The sequence below is a fragment of the Roseomonas sp. TS2 genome, from assembly GCF_058833935.1.
On sequence record NZ_JCACVY010000108.1, the window covers coordinates 1 to 14,973 of the forward strand.

Below are 14,973 nucleotides of genomic sequence, written 5' to 3' on the forward strand. Positions count from 1 at the left end.
TTCTCCGTGCTGCCCGAGCAGGGCGCCATGCTGGCCGCCGGCATGGCGCCGCTGGTGGCGCCCGAGATGCTGCAGCGCCTGCTCTCCCGCCCCACCCTGCGCGGCGAGGCCGCCACGCGGGAAGCGGTGGCGCGGCTGATGGGCCGCGGCGGCTGGGCGCCCCAGCCGGAGAACCTGCTCTTCGCCGGGCGCGGGCAGCAGGCCCTGGCCGCCTGCTTCACCGCGCTGATCGAGCCCGGCGAGCGGCTGGGCTTCGAGGCCATGACCTACCCGCTGGCCAAGGCGCTGGCCCTGCGGCTGGGGCTGCAGCCGGTCTCGCTGGCGATGGATGCCGAGGGGCTGCGCCCCGACGCCGTGGCCGCCGCGCACCGTGCCCATCCGCTGCGGCTGCTCTACGTGCAGCCGGACATGCACAACCCGCTGGGCATCACCATGCCCGCCGCGCGGCGGCGGGAGTTGGCGGCGCTGTGCCGCGAGCTCGGCATCCTGGTGGTGGAGGACGCGGTCTACACCTTCCTGGCGGAAGACACGGCGGAGCCGCTCGCCGCCCATGCGCCGGAGCGGGTGGTGGTGGTGGACAGCCTCTCCAAGCGGGTGGCGCCGGGCCTGACGCTGGGCTTCCTGGCCACGCCCCCGGCGCTGCGCCACCGGCTGGGGGCGGCGCTGCGGCTGGGCGCCTGGGCGGCGCAAGGCCTGGCCATGGCCGCCGCGACGCGCTGGCTGGAGGATGGCAGCGTGGCCGAGCTGGTGCGCCGCAAGCGGCTGGACGCGGGGCAACGCAACGCGATGGCGCGGGCCATCCTGGGCGAGGCCGGCCTGACCCTGCGCTGCGACCCGCGCGCCTACCACCTGTGGCTGCTGCTGCCCGGCTCCTGGCGGGCGGAAACCTTCGTCGCGGCGGCGGCCCGGCAGCGCATCGCCGTCTCGCCCGCGGCCGAGTTCGCCGCCGGGCCGGGGCATGCGCCGGATGCGGTGCGGCTGGCCCTCGCCGCACCGGAGGAGGCGGCGCTGCGCCCGGCGCTGGAGACTCTGCGCGACTTGGCGCTGGCCGGCCCGGAAGCCTCGACGATCGGCTAGAACGAAAGCCGCTGCTGAGCCGCGGCGGCGGAACATGGCTCAGGTTGGGCCGACCCGCCGCCGGGGCGCGGCGCGCTCCTACCCCTGGCCGGAGGGCGGCCGGGCGCTGTCCGGCAGCTTTTCCAGCTTCCTCTTCACCTCTTCCTCCTCCGGCGTGAGCGGAACGGGCTGCTCCACCGCGACGCCTTCGGGAACGGCATCGCCGGGGTCGTGGCTGCGGTCGGGGCCGGGAGCGTCTTGCATGACCTTGCCTCCTCACTGTCATGCTGGAAACGGCCAGGCGCGGGATGGTTTCGCTCGGAACCCGGCTCTCCTCTCCCGCATGCGGAAAAATAAGCGCCCGGCCAGGGGATCCAAAGCGGGTCCTGCTGCGTATTGCTCCGGCAACCGGAGCAAGGAGACGCCACGATGCCGCCCGAATGCGCCATCCCGGAGACCCTCTGCCCCAGCCCCCTCAGCACCCTGCCGGAGCGGCTGATGCAGGCCTTCCTCAGCGCCTGCGATGCCGGCGAGACGTTGCTGGCCTGGCACCTGCTGCAGATGATGGAGAGCTATCTGTGGCGCCTGCCGCCCGGGTGCCTGGCGGCGCGGGATCAGGCGGCGCTGGTGGCCGGCCACCGCCTGCTGTGGAGCCTGGTGCGGGGCGGCTAGAGCGCCTTCCCTTCGCGCCCGCTCACGGAAAAGGCGCTATGTCGCGGCCTTTGCGGACATCCTCATCCAGCCAGGAGATCCCGCCCTGCCGGATGGTGCTCTCGCGAAGATGGCGCACCCTGAGGGACTCGAACCCCCAACCAACCGGGTAGAAGCCGGTTGCTCTGTCCAGTTGAGCTAAGGGTGCGGAGCCGGCCGGAAGGCCGGGTTGGTCAGTGGGTCCAGTTCTCGGCGCGGCCGTAGCGGAAGTTCTCGGCGTAGGATTTCGGCTTGATCTCCGGCTCCCGCAGCTCCGCCTCGACGTCGTAGGGGATGTTGTTGGCCCGCGCATAGGCCTCGGCCGCCTCGCGGGTGGAGAAGCTGATGCGGAGCTGGGTGCGGGTGTCGCCCGAGCCCCACCAGCCGGTCAGCGGGTCCGTGCGGCGCGCCTCGGCCGGGGCGAAGGTCAGCAGCCAGCCACCGGTACGCGCCTTGCCGGACTGCATGGCCGAGCGCGGCTGGCGGTGGATTCGGGCGGTGGCGATGTCACGGCTCATGCGGTTCGCAGCTCCCGGCAGGGGCTGGCGGGCAGGCCCGCCGGTGAAGGAAGTATCGGGGCGAGAGGATTCGAACCTCCGGCCCTCTGCTCCCAAAGCAGATGCGCTACCAGGCTGCGCTACGCCCCGACTGCCGCGCAACCTATGGGCAGAGGCGCCGCTCGGCAAGCACCTTCGCGCAAACTCCGGTGCGCGCCGGGCGCGGGCCGCGGCCCTCAGCCGATGCGCTCGCTCCCGCCCATCCAGGGCCGCAGCACCTCGGGGATGAGCACGCTGCCATCCGCCTGCTGGTGCGTCTCCAGCACCGCAATCAGCGCCCGCCCGACGGCGACGCCGGAGCCGTTCAGCGTGTGCAGGAAGGCGGTGCCCTTGCCGCCCTCAGGGCGGTAGCGGGCATTCATGCGGCGGGCCTGGAAGTCGCCGCAATTGGAGCAGGAGGAGATCTCGCGCCACGCCCCCTGCCCCGGCAGCCACACTTCCAGGTCGTAGGTCTTGGTGGCGGAGAAGCCGGTGTCGCCGGCGCAGAGCAGCACCCGCCGCCAGACGAGGCCAAGCTCCGTCAGCACCCGCTCGGCGCATTGCGTCATGCGCTCATGCTCGGCCGCCGAATCCTCCGGCCGGGTGATGGCCACCATCTCCGCCTTGCTGAACTGGTGCTGGCGCAGCATCCCGCGCGTGTCGCGCCCGGCGCTGCCCGCCTCGGAGCGGAAGCAGGGGGAGAGCGCGGTGAAGCGCAGCGGCAGGGTGTTCTCGGCCACGATCTCGCCGGCCACGAGGTTGGTCAGCGGCACCTCGGCCGTCGGGATCAGCCAGCGGCCATCGGTGGTGCGGAACAGATCCTCGGAGAATTTGGGGAGCTGGCCGGTGCCGTACATGGTGGCGTCGTTCACCAGCAGCGGCACGGAGGTCTCGCTATAGCCGTGCTCGTCGACATGCAGCGAGATCATGTACTGGCCGAGGGCGCGCTCCAGCCGCGCCAGGGCGCCGCGCAGCACGGTGAAGCGGGCGCCGGCCAGCTTGGCGGCGGCGCCGAAATCCATCAGCCCCAGCGCCTCGCCGATCTCGAAATGCTGCTTCGGCGCGAAGCCCAGCTCGGGCGGCGCGCCATGCTGGTGCAGCACCACATTGTCCGCCTCGTCCCGCCCCTCGGGCACGGCGGGGTCCAGCAGGTTGGGCAGCGCTTCCAGCAGCGCGGTCTGCGCGGCGTCGGCGGCGCGGGCCTCGGCGTCGAGCGCCTCCATCCGGCCGCGCAGCGCCGTGCCCTCGGCCTCCAGCGCAACCGTGTCGCCGCCCTGCCGCTTGGCCTGGCCGATCTCCTTGGAGAGCTGGTTGCGGCGGGACTGCGCCTCCTGCGCCGTGGTCTGCGCGGCGCGGCGGGCGGCGTCCTGCGCCAGGATCGCCTCCGCCGAGGGCGGCAGGCCACGCCGCGCCAGGGCGGCGTCGAAGCCCGCCGGGTCGGCGCGGACAATGCGGATGTCGTGCATGGCTTGGGCTCAGCTCTTGTCGTCGTCGTCGCGCTTGGGCGTCACCCAGCCGGCGGCCAGGATCGAGATTTCGTAGAGAAGGATCAGCGGCACGGCGAGGCCGACCTGGCTGATGATGTCGGGCGGCGTGATGACGGCGGCGACCACGAACATGCCGACGATGGCGTAGCGCCGACCCTTCTTCAGCCCGGCCACCGAGACGATGCCCACCTTGGCCATCAGCGTCAGCGCCACCGGCAGCTGGAAGGCGATGCCGAAGGCCAGGATCATGTGCATGACGAGGCTGAGATACTCGCTGACCTTGGCTTCCAGCTGCACCGGCAGCGCGCCGGTGCCCGGCGGCGTCTCGAAGGAGATGAAGAACTTCCAGGCCAGCGGGAAGATGAAGTAGTAGGCCAGCGCCGCGCCCAGCAGGAACAGCACCGGCGAGGCCAGCAGGAAGGGCAGCAGCGCCTTCTTCTCGCTGCGGTAGAGGCCGGGCGCGATGAACAGCCAGAGCTGCGTCGCCCACATCGGGAAGCTGATGAAGACGGCGCCGAACATCGCCACCTTCAGGTAGGTGAAGAAGGCCTCATAGAGCGCGGTGAAGATCATCCGCCGCTCGCCGCCCGATTGCTGGTGCAGGATGTCGGCTAGCGGGCGGGCCAGGAAGCCGTAGATCTGGGCAGAGAAATAGTAGCAGAGCGCGAAGGCGATGATGAAGGCGCCGAGCGACCAGAGCAGGCGCGTGCGCAGCTCCAGCAGATGCTCGATCAGCGGCATCGGCTTGTCGTCGATGATGTCTTCCTGTTCGCGGGCCACGGCGGCGGCTCAGACGCTGGAGGTGGGCTTGGCCGCGCCCGTGTCGGACACGGTCGGGCCAGGCGCGGACGGGCCAGGCGCGGACAAGCCAGCCGCGGACGGGCCGGGCGCGGGGGAAGCGTTCGGGGTGTGGCTCATCGCGGGGCTGCTCTCCGCCGGCCGCGCGGGGCCGGGATTGGTGTCGCGGCCGGTCTCGGCGGCGAGGCTGGGCGGCACGAAGGCCGGCGGGCCGGCCGGGCGCGTCGGCTCCGGCGCGGCGGCGGGCGATTCGGAGCCGTGGATCTGGCCGCCGGCGGGGCTGGCGCCCTCCCCGGCCGCGGCCGGCGTGTTGCCCGTCGTGGTGCTCGTCGGGGCGTCGGCGGCGGGCGTCGGCTTCCAGGCGTCCTTCAGCGGGTCGTCGTTGAAGGTGCGGCGGATCTCGCCATCCTGGTCGAGATTGCGCTCGATGGTGCTCTTGATGTCGAAGCTGCGGATATCGCGGATCTGGTCCCGCACATCCTCGAGCTTCGCCTCGCGCACCAGCTCATCCGCGTGGCTCTGGAACTCGGAGGCCATGCGGCGCAGCTTCTGCACCCCCTTGGCCACGCTGCGGATGGCGTCCGGCAGGTCCTTCGGCCCGATGACGACGACCGCGACAACCGCGATAAGGGCAATCTCGGACCAGGCTAAATCGAACATGTGCTTCCCATCTCCCCCAGGCGGGGTTGCCCCTGGCGGGGGCCGCTTCCGTTAGCAGGAACGGGCGGCAGCGCCAATCTTGGCCCGTGCATTTCCCGGCTCCCGCATTCTCCGCGGCTCCCCGCGCGTTATCTAGGGGCTCGCGGCCGAAAACACGAAGGCCCGCTCCGGGTCCAGCGCCAGCCCCAGCCGGTCGCCGCGCGCCAGGCGCGGCCCGGGCGGCAGGCGGGCATGCAGGTGCAGCGGCGCGCCGCCCTCCCCGCCCGGCACCGCCAGGTGCACCATGGTGCTGGCGCCGAGCAGGCGGGACGCCTCGACCACCGCCGCCACCCCCTGCCCCTCGGGCAGCAGCCGCAGCCCCTCCGGGCGCAGCAGCAGCTCGGCCGGGCCGTCCGGCAGGGCGGCGGGCACGCTGCCCAGCGCGGCCCGCGCCACCCCGCCCGAGACGGTGGCCGGCAGCGCGTTCACCTCGCCGAGGAAGGTGGCGACGAAGCGGCTGGCGGGGCGCAGATACAGCTCCTCCGGCGTGCCGAGCTGCTCCACCCGGCCGCCGCGCAGCAGCGCGATGCGGTCGGCCATGAACATCGCCTCCTCCGCGTCATGCGTCACGATCAGCGTGGCGATGCCGGCCGATTGCAGCACGTGCAGCGTGTCGTCCCGCACCCGCTCGCGCAGCCGGGCGTCGAGGCTGGCAAAGGCCTCGTCCAGCAGCAGCACGGCCGGGCGCGGGGCGAGCGCGCGGGCCAGCGCCACCCGCTGCTGCTGCCCGCCCGAGAGCATGTGCGGATAGGCTTCGGCGAAGGCGCCGAGGCCGACCCGCTCCAGCGCCTCCGCCACCTGCGCGGCGCGCGCGGCGCGCGGCAGGGCGCCGAGGCCGAAGCCCACGTTGCGCGCCACAGTCAGGTGCGGGAACAGCGCGTAGTCCTGGAAGACGAAGCCGGCGCGGCGGGCCTCGGGCGGCTCCTCCCGCCCCGCCTCGGCCACCACCCGGCCGCCGATGGCGATGCGCCCCACCTGCAGCGCCTCCAGCCCCGCCACGAGGCGCAGCAGCGTGGTCTTGCCATCGCCCGAGGGGCCGAGCAGGCAGAGGATCTCGCCCGCCCCCACCGTCAGGTCGATGCCGCGCAGCACCTCGCGCGTGCCGAAGGCATGGCGGATGCCGGACAGCTCCAGGCTCACGGCGCCATGCCCTGCCCCGGGCCCAGGCCGGGCTGCGCCTCGCCGGCCAGCAGTTCCTCGCGGCGCGGCAGGTCGGTCAGCTCGCGCAGGCCGAACTGCTCGAGGAAGCGCGGCGTGGTCCCCCACAGGCTGGGCCGGCCCGGCACCTCCTTGCGGCCACGCGGCGCGATGAGGCCGTGCTCCAGCAGCGTCTCCAGCGTCGCCTGGGAGAGGCTGGTGCCGCGGATCTCCTCGATCTCGGGCCGCGTCACCGGCTGGTGGTAGGCGATGATGGCCAGCGCCTCCATCGCCACGCGCGGCAGGCGGCGCGGCACCTCCACCACGCGGGTCAGCAGCGGCGCGAGGTCGGGCGCGGTGCGGAAGGCGTAGCCGCCCGCCACCTCGGTGAGCTGCACGCCGCGCCCGGCGTAGCGGGCGGCCAGCAGCGTCATCACCGCCTCGGCGCGCAGGCCGGGGGGCAGCAGCTCCTGCAGCCGCTCGGGTGGCACGGGGCGGTCGGCGGCGAAGACCAGCGCCTCGGCCAGCCGCAGCGCGTGCTCCAGCGGCGCGATGCCGGCGGGGTCATGGCCGGGGTCTTCAGGCGGCGGCGTCATGGCTCTGCTCCTCGGGCATCACGGCCCCGGCCCCATCCTGCTGCGCACCGCCCGCGCGGGCGGTGCGCAGCAGGATGGGGCCGAAGGCGGTTTCCTGCCGCAGCTCGATACCGCCGCCGCGGGCCATCTCCAAGCCGGCGATGAGGGTGGCGGCCAGCGCCGCGCGGCGCTCCACCGGGTCGCGCAGCGCGGGCGGCAGGAAGCGTTGCAGCTCCCCCCAGCCGGGCAGCGTGCCGATCAGGCCCTGCAACTGCTCCAGCGCCTCCTGCACCGTCCAGAGCCGGCGCGGCACGGGGCGGTAGGGGCGCTTCGCATGGGCGCGGCGCAGCGCCTCCACATAGCCGCGCAGCAGCGCCGGCAGGTCGGCGGAGAGGCCGCTGCGGTCCTGCCGCAGCAGCCGCTCCGGGGCGCCGCGCGCCAGCACCTCCTGGCCGAGCTGCGGGCGGGCGCCGAGCCAGCGGGCGGCGGCGCGCATCCGCTCCAGCTCGGCCAGCCGCTCGGCGAGCTGGCCGGCCAGCGCCTCGGCGTCCTCCTCCTGCTCCGGGTCCTCGGGCAGCAGCAGGCGGGATTTCAGCCAGGCCAGCCAGGCGGCCATCACCAGCCAGTCGGCGGCGATCTCCAGCCGCACCCGCCGCGCCCCCTCGATGACGGCGAGGTACTGGTCCACCAGCGCCAGGATGGAGAGGCGGGCGATGTCCACCTTCTGCGCCCGCGCCAGCTCCAGCAGCAGGTCCAGCGGCCCCTCGTAGCCCTCCAGGCTGACATGCAGCACCTCGGGCGGCGGCGCCGGCGCGGCCGCGCCGGTCATGGCCCGTGGCCGGCCAGCCAGAGGATGGCGCGGAAGCCGGGCCCGGTGACGATGCCGGCGATCCAGCCGATCGGGTCCAGCCCGTCCGAGAGGCGCGGCAGCACGAAGATCAGCAGCATGACGATGAGCAGCCCGGCCGGCTCCAGCCGCGCCAGCGGCTCGGCCAGCGGGCGCGGCAGCAGCCCCACCAGGATGCGCCCGCCATCCAGCGGCGGGATCGGCATCAGGTTGAACAGCGCCAGCAGCAGGTTGGCCATGATGGAGAGCACGATGAAGCGCACCATCAGCTCCAGCGCCTCGGGCGGCAGCACGCCGTTGAGCTGCTCCACCGGGTGGCCGAGCATGGCGGCGCACCAGGCGAGGAAGACGTTCATCGCCGGCCCCGCCGCCGCCACCAGCACCATGCCGTAGCGCGGGTTGCGCAGCCTCCAGATGTTCACCGGCACCGGCTTGGCCCAGCCGAACATCGCCTCCACCCGGCCGATGGTCAGCAGCTGCACCGCCAGCAGGATGCCGGGCAGGATGAGGGTGCCCACCTTGTCCACATGCCGCAGCGGGTTGAGGCTGAGCCGGCCCTCGCGCTGCGCCGTGTCGTCGCCCAGCGCCAGCGCGGCGTAGCCATGCGCCGCCTCGTGCAGCGTGATGGCGAGGACCGTGGCGAGGATCGCGATGGCGAGCTCGGGCAGCCAGCCGGTCACGCGGCGTCCCGCAGCAGCGCGTCGCGCCGCGCCGCCAGGGCGGCCATCAGGTCGGAGAGCGCGGCGGCGGGGGCGGCGGCGCTGGCCGCCCGCATGGCGTCGCGCGCGGCGGCGAGGCGCTCCAGCGCGGCGTCGGTCAGCGGCGCGCTGGCCTCCAGCACGTCCTGGCTCTCCGCCAGCACGCCGCTGCAATGCAGGGCGATGTCGCAGCCCGCCCGCAGCGCGCCCGCCGCGCGCTCGCCCGGCGTGCCGGTGAGCGCGCCCATCGCCAGATCGTCCGAGACCAGCACGCCGGAGAAGCCGATCTCGCCGCGGATGATGTCGCGGATGATGCCGGGCGAGAGGGTGGCGGGGCGCGTGGCGTCCAGCGCCTCGAACAGCAGGTGCGCCGTCATGCCCCAGGCGCCGCTGCCGGCGAGCGCGGCGAAGGGCGCGAAATCATCGGCCAGGGCGGCGCGCGGCGCATCGACGCGCGGCAGCTCCAGGTGGCTGTCCACCGTGGCGCGGCCATGCCCCGGCATGTGCTTGACGACGGGGATGGCACCCCCCGCCTGCAATCCCGCCACCCAGGCGGCGCCGAGCCGCGCCACCTCCGCCGGGTCGGCCGAGAAGCCGCGGTCCCCCACCACGCTGTGCATGCCGGGCAGGCGCAGATCCAGCACCGGGGCACAGACCACGTCGAAGCCGGCGGCGCTGCATTCCAGCGCCAGCAGCGTGGCGTTGGCCCGCGCCGCCTCGGCGTCGCGCTCCTCGAACAGGGCGGCGGGCGGGAAGGCCGGCCAGTGCGGCGGCCGCAGCCGCGCCACGCGCCCGCCCTCCTGGTCCACCAGCACCGGCGCCGCCTCGCCCAGCTCGGCGCGGATGGCGCCGGTCAGCGCGCGGAGCTGCACCGGGTCGCGCACGTTGCGCGCGAACAGGATGGCGCCGAGCGGCCGCATCCGGCGCAGCATCGCCGCCTCCTCGGCCAGCAGCACGGGGCCGGAGAGGCCGATGATGGCGGCGCGCGGCGTGCTCATGGGTATCCCTGGCCTTCCTCAGCCCCCGATGACGGCGCAGGCGCCGCCGCGGCTCTTGATGGTGTCGCAGAAGCTGCTGGCGCTGTCGCGGCTGTCGAAGCCGCCGGTGCGCAGCCGCCACATGGTCGGGTAGCCGTCCCGCTCGAAGCGCAGCACCTGCGGCGTGCGGCCCTGCAGCGCCTCCGGCGCGCGGCGCGCGAGGCGGTCCCATTCGGAGCGGGCGCCGGATTCAGAGTCCAGCGCGCCGAGCTGCACCACCACGCCGCCGGTGCTGCGCACGGGCGCGGGCGGCGCCGCGGCGGCGGGCGGGGCGGCCGGCTGGGCCTGTGGCGCCGCCGGGGCCGGAGCCGAGGCGGCGGCCGGCGGCGCGGCGGGCGGCTGGGCCTGCGCCACCGTGCCCGGCTGCGGCGCGGCCGCGCTGCCCGGAGCGCCGTTCTGCCCCCCATCCTGCCCACTGTTCTGCCCTGGGGCCTGGGCCGTCGCGGCCGGCTGGGCGGGCGCCATGGGCGCCACGACGGGCGGCACCACCGGCGGCGGCATGGTCGCGGCGCGCAGCGCGTCGAGGTTCGGCGCCTCGGCCGCCGGGCCGAGCCGGCCGGAAGGCTCGAAGCTGCCATTGGCATTGCGCCGCTGGAAGATGATCTCGTCCTGGTTGGCGACGCGCAGCCCGCCGCGGTCGTCGGGCCGCACCTTGATCGGGCGTGAATCCGCCTCCACCACCGGGATGGTGTCGTCGGTGTACTTGCTGACGGCCCAGCCCACCAGGCCACCCACAGCCAGGATGCCGGCGACGCCGCCGGCAATCAGCATCATGCGCCGGGAGCCGCCATCATCGGTGGCTTCCCGCACGCGGTAGGAAGGAATCGGCGCTTCCCTCATCGCATCTCCTCGACCGGTGCGACGCCCATGACCCTGAGGCCCGAGCGGATGATGAGGGCCGTCGCGGCCACCAGGGCCAGACGCGCGCGCGTGGCCTCCGGCTCCTCGGCCCGGATGAAGCGCAGTGTCGCATCATCCCGCCCGCGGTTCCACAAAATATGAAAGTCGCTGGCCAAGTCACCGAGATAAAAGGCAATTCGGTGTGGCTCCCGCGCCGCAGCAGAGGCCTCCACGATGCGCGGCCAGGTGGTCAGGCGGCGAATCAGCGCCAGTTCCGCCGGGTCGCGCAGCACGCCGAGCGGCACGCCGTCGAGCCCCTCGGTCAGCCCCTGCTCGCCCGCCTGCCGCAGCACGGAGCGGCAGCGCGCATGCGCGTACTGCACGTAGAAGACCGGGTTGTCGCGCGACTGCTCGACCACGCGGTCGAGGTCGAAATCCATCTGCGCGTCGCTTTTGCGCGTCAGCATGGTGAAGCGGACGGCATCCTTGCCGACCTCGTCGATCAGGTCGCGCAGCGTGATGTAGGTGCCGGCGCGCTTGGACATGCGCACCGGCTCGCCGCCCTTCATCACCTTGACGATCTGGCAGAGCAGCACGTCGAGCGGCACGGTGCCGTCGGAGAGCGCCTTGGTCGCCGCCTGCATACGCCGGACGTAGCCGCCATGGTCGGCGCCCCACACCTGCACGAGCTGCTGCATGCCGCGCGCGATCTTGTCGGCGTGGTTGCCGATGTCGTTGGCGAAGTAGGTGTTGCTGCCGTCCGACTTGCGCAGCGGCCGGTCCACGTCGTCGCCGAACCTTGTGGAGGCGAACAGCGTCTGCGGGCGCGGCTCCCAGTCATCCGGCGTCTTGCCCTTGGGCGGCTCCAGCACGCCCTCATAGACGAGGCCCTTCTCCGCCAGCGCGGCGATGGCGGCATCCGCCACGCCGTCCCGCACCAGCTTCGCCTCGCTGATGAACACGTCATGCTCGACGCCGAGCGCCGCCAGATCCTCGCGGATCGCCGCCATCATCTCGCTGACGGCGAATTCGCGCACCGTGTCCAGCCACAGCGCCGCCTCGGCCGGGCGGGCGCCGGGGGCCAGGGAATCGCCATGCGCCGCCTTCAGCGCCTCGCCCACCGGGACCAGGTACTCGCCGCGGTACTGCAGCCCGCCGGGCACGGCAGCGGCGTACTCCTCCTCGGTCATCGCCGTGCCGAGGGCCTGCAGGTAGCGCCAGTAGGCGGCGTAGGCGAGCGCCTGCACCTGCGCGCCGGCGTCGTTGATGTAGTATTCCTTGGTGACGGCGTAGCCCGCCTTGTGCAGCAGGTTGGCCAGCGCGTCCCCCACCACGGCGCCGCGGCAATGGCCGACATGCATCGGCCCCGTCGGGTTGGCCGAGACGTATTCCACGTTCACCCGGATGCCGGCGCCGGCCTGCCCGTCGCCATAGGCCTCGCCGGCACGCAGCATCACCGGCACCTGGCCGAGCAGGTAGTCCTCGCGCAGGCGGATGTTGACGAAGCCGGGGCCGGCCGGCGCGGCCTCGGCCACCATCGGCAGCGCGGCCAGCGCGGTGGCCAGCTCGGCCGCCAGCTTCGGCGGCGGCAGCCTCGCCGGCTTCGCCACCACCATGGCGGCGTTGGTGGACATGTCGCCATGCGCCGGGTCGCGCGGCGGCTCGACGGCGACCTTGGCCATCGCCTCCTCCGGCAGCTCGGGCAGCAGGCGGCGCAGGCAGTCCAGCACCCCGGCACGCAGCGCGGCGAAGATGTCCTGGGGCGCGGCTTGGTTCTGTTCCATCAGGGGTCCGTGTCTTCAGCCGGGGATGTGGGGGTCGGTCAGGCGGCGGTGCTCGTCGAGCGCGAAGCGGTCGGTCATGCCGGCGATGTAGTCGCACACCACGCCGGCGCAGGCGGGGCTGCCCGGCTCGCCGGCGCGGTCGCGCCATTCGGGGGGCAGCATGTCCGGGCCGCCATGCAGCAGGCTGAACAGCACCTGCACCACGCGCCGCGATTTCTGCGTGGTGCGGTTGACGCGCCAGTGGCGGTACATGCGCCCGCGCAGGAAGGCGCGCACCTGCTGGTTGGCCTCCTGCATCGGCGCGCTGAAGGCCACCATGGCGCGGCCGGCGGCGCGGATGTCGTCGACGCTGGCGGGCGCCAGCGCGGCCAGGCGGCGCCCGGCCTCCTGCACCACGTCCTGCACCATCAGGTTGATGACGCGGCGGATCGCCTCGCTGGCCTGGCGGGCGCGCGGCGCCTCCGGATAGCGCTCGCGCACCTCGCGCACCATGCCGCCGATCAGCGGCAGCGCGGCCGCCTCCTCCAGCGTGAACAGCCCGGCGCGCAGGCCGTCATCGAGGTCGTGGTTGTTGTAGGCGATATCGTCGGCCAGCGCGGCCACCTGCGCCTCGACCGAGGCATGGGTTTCCAGAGCCAGCGGGTGCCGCGAATCGTACTCGGCCATGAAGCTGGAGGGGCGGCGGATCGGGCCGTTGTGCTTGGCCAGCCCCTCCAGCGTCTCCCAGGTCAGGTTCAGCCCGTCGAACTCGGCGTAGCGCTTCTCCAGCACCGTCACCGCCTTCAGGCTCTGGGCGTTGTGGTCGAAGCCGCCATAGGGGCGCATCATGCCGTTCAGCGCCTCCTCCCCGGCATGGCCGAAGGGCGGGTGGCCGAGGTCGTGCGCCAGCGCCAGCGCCTCGGCCAGGTCCTCGTCCACGCCCAGGCGGCGGGCGATGGAGCGGGCGATCTGCGCCACCTCGATGCTGTGGGTCAGCCGGGTGCGGAACTCGTCGCCCTCGTGGTAGATGAAGACCTGCGTCTTGTATTGCAGCCGGCGGAAGGCGGCGCTGTGGATGATCCGGTCCCGGTCCCGCTGGAAGGGCGAGCGCACGCCATTGTCCGGCTCCGGGTGGAGGCGGCCACGCGATGTCTCGGCGCGCACGGCATAGGGGGCGAGGTCGGTCATGACGCGCGGGCCTTACCAGCGGTGCGGCATGGCCGCAACGCCGTCCCTGCCCCGCCCCGCCCGGCGTTGGAATTCCCGCCCGCGCGGCCTATGTTCGGGGCCAAGGAGTTCCCGCCCATGCCCGATGGCACCATTCCCGCCCGCTTCTCCGTCACGCCGCGCGCCTTCGCCCAGGTGGCCGAGATCGCCGCGCGCGAGGGCCGCCCCGGCACCGGCCTGCGCGTGGCGGTGCTGGCCGGCGGCTGCTCCGGCTTCCAGTATTCCTTCCAGCTCGACGACGCGGTGGCGGAGGACGATCTGGTGCTGGAGGGCGAAGGCAGCCGGGTGATGATCGACCCCGTCAGCCTCGACCTGCTGGCCGGCGCCCAGCTCGACTGGGCGGACGAGCTGATCGGCGCCCATTTTACGGTGAAGAACCCGCAGGCGGCCTCCGGCTGCGGCTGCGGCGCCTCCTTCTCGCTCGGCTGAGCGGGCCGCCCCGCGCGTGCGCCTCGCCAGCTTCAACGTGAATTCGGTGCGCAAGCGCGTGCCGCATCTCCGCCGCTTCCTCGAGACCGCCCAGCCCGACCTGCTGTTCCTGCAGGAGCTGAAGTGCAAGACCGAGGAATTCCCCGCCGCCGAGTTCGAGGGGCTGGGCTACCGCTGCCACGCGGTGGGCCAGCCCGGCGGGCGCAACGGCGTCGCCGTGCTCGGCCGCGTCGATTTCTCCGTGGTCGCCGAGGGGCTGCCGGGCGAGGAGGAGGACAGCCACGCCCGCTACATCGAAGTGGCGGCGGAGGGGCTCCAGGCCGCCGGCATCTACCTGCCCAACGGCAATTCCGGCGGCGCGGAGGGCTATGCCTACAAGCTGCGCTGGATGGCGCGGCTGCGCGAGATCGCCCAGGCGCGGCTCGACGCCTTCACCCCCTTCGCCATCCTGGGGGACTTCAACGTCTGCCCCACCGGGCTGGACCATGAGCCGGGCGCCATGCCGCCGACCGACGCGCTGGTGCGCCCCGAGAGCCGCGCCGCCTTCCGCGCGCTGGAGCATCTCGGCCTGACCGACGCCGTGCGCGCCCTGCACCCGGCCGAGCGGATCTACACCTACTGGGATTACGGCCCGGCCTTCGAAAGCAACCGCGGCCTGCGCATCGACCACGCCCTGCTCTCGCCCGAGCTGGCCGAGCGCCTTTCCGCCGCCTGGGTCGATCTCGCCCCGCGCAGCCAGGAACAGCCCTCCGACCACACGCCGGTGCTGGTCGACCTCGCCTGAGGCATCGCCCGCCGCCCTTCCGGGCAGCGGGCGGGCCGTCTCACCAGCCGCGATGATAGTGGTAGCGCGGTGGGGGTGGCGGCGAAGGCGGCGGGGCGTAGTAGTAGCCGCGCGGCGGGCCGTAATAGGCGGGCGCCGGCGCGATCACGCATCCCGCCAGGCCCAGCGCGGCGCCTCCCAACAGCAGGCACGTCATCAGCCGGCGCATCATTCTTACCTCCAACCCGGTTCGACCCAGACCCAGCGGCCGCGGCGCTCCACCCAGCGGCCTTCCCGCCAGCGGCCGCGGCCACGCGGCGGCACCCAGCGGCCCGGCACCCAGTCATAGTTTCCGGCACGCCACACCCAGTGCCCGGGCTGCCATTGGGCG

At 73.6% G+C, this 14,973-nt stretch carries 18 protein-coding genes, 2 tRNA genes and 1 pseudogene; 4 read left to right on the forward strand and 17 right to left on the reverse strand.

Going from position 1 to position 14,973, the window contains the following annotated elements; all coding sequences use genetic code 11:
* Positions 1-1,077 (forward strand): aminotransferase-like domain-containing protein (locus tag ACZJYS_RS16025; RefSeq protein ID WP_493179579.1); only part of this gene is annotated, 1,077 nt, incomplete at its 5' end.
* Between the two features lie 78 nt (positions 1,078-1,155).
* Here ACZJYS_RS16025 and ACZJYS_RS16030 read toward each other — a convergent pair.
* Positions 1,156-1,320: a hypothetical protein gene (locus ACZJYS_RS16030; RefSeq protein WP_181378224.1), complete on the reverse strand. Its 165-nt coding sequence runs from the start codon at positions 1,318-1,320 to the stop codon at positions 1,156-1,158.
* A gap of 165 nt (positions 1,321-1,485) precedes the next feature.
* Between ACZJYS_RS16030 and ACZJYS_RS16035 the strand changes: the two genes are divergently transcribed.
* Positions 1,486-1,728 carry a hypothetical protein gene (locus ACZJYS_RS16035; protein WP_493179580.1) on the forward strand — a complete coding sequence of 81 codons (243 nt, stop codon included), beginning with the start codon at positions 1,486-1,488 and terminating at the stop codon, positions 1,726-1,728.
* 110 nt (positions 1,729-1,838) lie between these two features.
* On the opposite strand, the gene ACZJYS_RS16040 is transcribed toward ACZJYS_RS16035, so the two are convergent.
* The 14 genes from ACZJYS_RS16040 to ACZJYS_RS16105 all read right to left on the reverse strand — a co-directional run bounded on the left by ACZJYS_RS16040 (position 1,839) and on the right by ACZJYS_RS16105 (position 13,351).
* Positions 1,839-1,915, reverse strand: a tRNA-Arg gene (locus ACZJYS_RS16040).
* 25 nt (positions 1,916-1,940) lie between these two features.
* On the reverse strand, positions 1,941-2,264 hold the full coding sequence (locus ACZJYS_RS16045) for an NADH dehydrogenase ubiquinone Fe-S protein 4 (protein WP_109518349.1): 324 nt from the start codon (positions 2,262-2,264) through the stop codon (positions 1,941-1,943).
* A 55-nt stretch (positions 2,265-2,319) separates the two neighbouring features.
* Positions 2,320-2,393 (reverse strand) — tRNA-Pro (locus ACZJYS_RS16050).
* 86 nt (positions 2,394-2,479) lie between these two features.
* Positions 2,480-3,748, reverse strand: a complete 1,269-nt coding sequence (serS, locus tag ACZJYS_RS16055) for a serine--tRNA ligase (RefSeq protein ID WP_493179581.1) — start codon at positions 3,746-3,748, stop codon at positions 2,480-2,482.
* Positions 3,749-3,757: 9 nt separating this feature from the next.
* Complete coding sequence (gene tatC / locus ACZJYS_RS16060) at positions 3,758-4,510, reverse strand: twin-arginine translocase subunit TatC (protein WP_109518407.1); 753 nt, start codon at positions 4,508-4,510, stop codon at positions 3,758-3,760.
* Between the two features lie 48 nt (positions 4,511-4,558).
* Positions 4,559-5,227, reverse strand: a complete 669-nt coding sequence (tatB, locus tag ACZJYS_RS16065) for a Sec-independent protein translocase protein TatB (protein WP_493179582.1) — start codon at positions 5,225-5,227, stop codon at positions 4,559-4,561.
* Between the two features lie 132 nt (positions 5,228-5,359).
* On the reverse strand, positions 5,360-6,406 hold the full coding sequence (locus ACZJYS_RS16070; RefSeq protein ID WP_109518347.1) for an ABC transporter ATP-binding protein: 1,047 nt from the start codon (positions 6,404-6,406) through the stop codon (positions 5,360-5,362).
* On the reverse strand, positions 6,403-6,999 hold the full coding sequence (gene scpB, locus ACZJYS_RS16075; RefSeq protein WP_109518346.1) for an SMC-Scp complex subunit ScpB: 597 nt from the start codon (positions 6,997-6,999) through the stop codon (positions 6,403-6,405). Before scpB ends, ACZJYS_RS16070 begins: the two co-directional genes overlap by 4 nt.
* Complete coding sequence (locus tag ACZJYS_RS16080) at positions 6,983-7,807, reverse strand: segregation and condensation protein A (RefSeq protein WP_109518345.1); 825 nt, start codon at positions 7,805-7,807, stop codon at positions 6,983-6,985. The genes scpB and ACZJYS_RS16080 overlap by 17 nt, the downstream gene beginning before the upstream one ends.
* Positions 7,804-8,505: a site-2 protease family protein gene (locus ACZJYS_RS16085; RefSeq protein ID WP_493179583.1), complete on the reverse strand. Its 702-nt coding sequence runs from the start codon at positions 8,503-8,505 to the stop codon at positions 7,804-7,806. Before ACZJYS_RS16085 ends, ACZJYS_RS16080 begins: the two co-directional genes overlap by 4 nt.
* Complete coding sequence (nagZ, locus tag ACZJYS_RS16090) at positions 8,502-9,521, reverse strand: beta-N-acetylhexosaminidase (RefSeq protein WP_493179584.1); 1,020 nt, start codon at positions 9,519-9,521, stop codon at positions 8,502-8,504. Before nagZ ends, ACZJYS_RS16085 begins: the two co-directional genes overlap by 4 nt.
* Before the next feature lie 18 nt (positions 9,522-9,539).
* A complete protein-coding gene (locus ACZJYS_RS16095) occupies positions 9,540-10,400 on the reverse strand; it encodes an SPOR domain-containing protein (protein ID WP_379634219.1) in 861 nt (286 codons plus the stop codon).
* On the reverse strand, positions 10,397-12,184 hold the full coding sequence (argS, locus tag ACZJYS_RS16100; protein WP_493179585.1) for an arginine--tRNA ligase: 1,788 nt from the start codon (positions 12,182-12,184) through the stop codon (positions 10,397-10,399). The genes ACZJYS_RS16095 and argS overlap by 4 nt, the downstream gene beginning before the upstream one ends.
* 15 nt (positions 12,185-12,199) lie before the next feature.
* Positions 12,200-13,351, reverse strand: a complete 1,152-nt coding sequence (locus ACZJYS_RS16105) for a deoxyguanosinetriphosphate triphosphohydrolase (RefSeq protein WP_493179586.1) — start codon at positions 13,349-13,351, stop codon at positions 12,200-12,202.
* A 117-nt stretch (positions 13,352-13,468) separates the two neighbouring features.
* Here ACZJYS_RS16105 and erpA point away from each other — a divergent pair, with 117 nt between their 5' ends.
* Together erpA and xth are read left to right on the forward strand one after the other, a co-directional pair.
* Complete coding sequence (erpA, locus tag ACZJYS_RS16110; RefSeq protein WP_379634223.1) at positions 13,469-13,819, forward strand: iron-sulfur cluster insertion protein ErpA; 351 nt, start codon at positions 13,469-13,471, stop codon at positions 13,817-13,819.
* 16 nt (positions 13,820-13,835) lie between these two features.
* Complete coding sequence (gene xth, locus ACZJYS_RS16115; protein ID WP_109518339.1) at positions 13,836-14,603, forward strand: exodeoxyribonuclease III; 768 nt, start codon at positions 13,836-13,838, stop codon at positions 14,601-14,603.
* A gap of 40 nt (positions 14,604-14,643) precedes the next feature.
* Here the strand turns inward: xth and ACZJYS_RS16120 are convergent, their stop codons facing one another.
* Together ACZJYS_RS16120 and ACZJYS_RS16125 are read right to left on the reverse strand one after the other, a co-directional pair.
* A complete protein-coding gene (locus ACZJYS_RS16120) occupies positions 14,644-14,814 on the reverse strand; it encodes a hypothetical protein (protein ID WP_181378230.1) in 171 nt (56 codons plus the stop codon).
* A gap of 2 nt (positions 14,815-14,816) precedes the next feature.
* Positions 14,817-14,973 (reverse strand): annotated as a pseudogene (locus ACZJYS_RS16125) (hypothetical protein); the annotation flags it as partial.

Bases quoted from the DNA above. Each gene is read 5' to 3' on its own strand.
- ACZJYS_RS16080 (WP_109518345.1), bottom strand. From the start codon at position 7,807: ATGACCGGCGCGGCCGCGCCGGCGCCGCCGCCCGAGGTGCTGCATGTC.
- ACZJYS_RS16105 (WP_493179586.1), bottom strand. From the start codon at position 13,351: ATGACCGACCTCGCCCCCTATGCCGTGCGCGCCGAGACATCGCGTGGC.
- nagZ (WP_493179584.1), bottom strand. From the start codon at position 9,521: ATGAGCACGCCGCGCGCCGCCATCATCGGCCTCTCCGGCCCCGTGCTG.
- argS (WP_493179585.1), bottom strand. From the start codon at position 12,184: ATGGAACAGAACCAAGCCGCGCCCCAGGACATCTTCGCCGCGCTGCGT.
- tatC (WP_109518407.1), bottom strand. From the start codon at position 4,510: ATGCCGCTGATCGAGCATCTGCTGGAGCTGCGCACGCGCCTGCTCTGG.
- ACZJYS_RS16035 (WP_493179580.1), top strand. From the start codon at position 1,486: ATGCCGCCCGAATGCGCCATCCCGGAGACCCTCTGCCCCAGCCCCCTC.
- ACZJYS_RS16045 (WP_109518349.1), bottom strand. From the start codon at position 2,264: ATGAGCCGTGACATCGCCACCGCCCGAATCCACCGCCAGCCGCGCTCG.
- tatB (WP_493179582.1), bottom strand. From the start codon at position 5,227: ATGTTCGATTTAGCCTGGTCCGAGATTGCCCTTATCGCGGTTGTCGCG.
- ACZJYS_RS16030 (WP_181378224.1), bottom strand. From the start codon at position 1,320: ATGCAAGACGCTCCCGGCCCCGACCGCAGCCACGACCCCGGCGATGCC.
- erpA (WP_379634223.1), top strand. From the start codon at position 13,469: ATGCCCGATGGCACCATTCCCGCCCGCTTCTCCGTCACGCCGCGCGCC.
- scpB (WP_109518346.1), bottom strand. From the start codon at position 6,999: ATGACGCCGCCGCCTGAAGACCCCGGCCATGACCCCGCCGGCATCGCG.
- serS (WP_493179581.1), bottom strand. From the start codon at position 3,748: ATGCACGACATCCGCATTGTCCGCGCCGACCCGGCGGGCTTCGACGCC.
- ACZJYS_RS16120 (WP_181378230.1), bottom strand. From the start codon at position 14,814: ATGATGCGCCGGCTGATGACGTGCCTGCTGTTGGGAGGCGCCGCGCTG.
- ACZJYS_RS16095 (WP_379634219.1), bottom strand. From the start codon at position 10,400: ATGAGGGAAGCGCCGATTCCTTCCTACCGCGTGCGGGAAGCCACCGAT.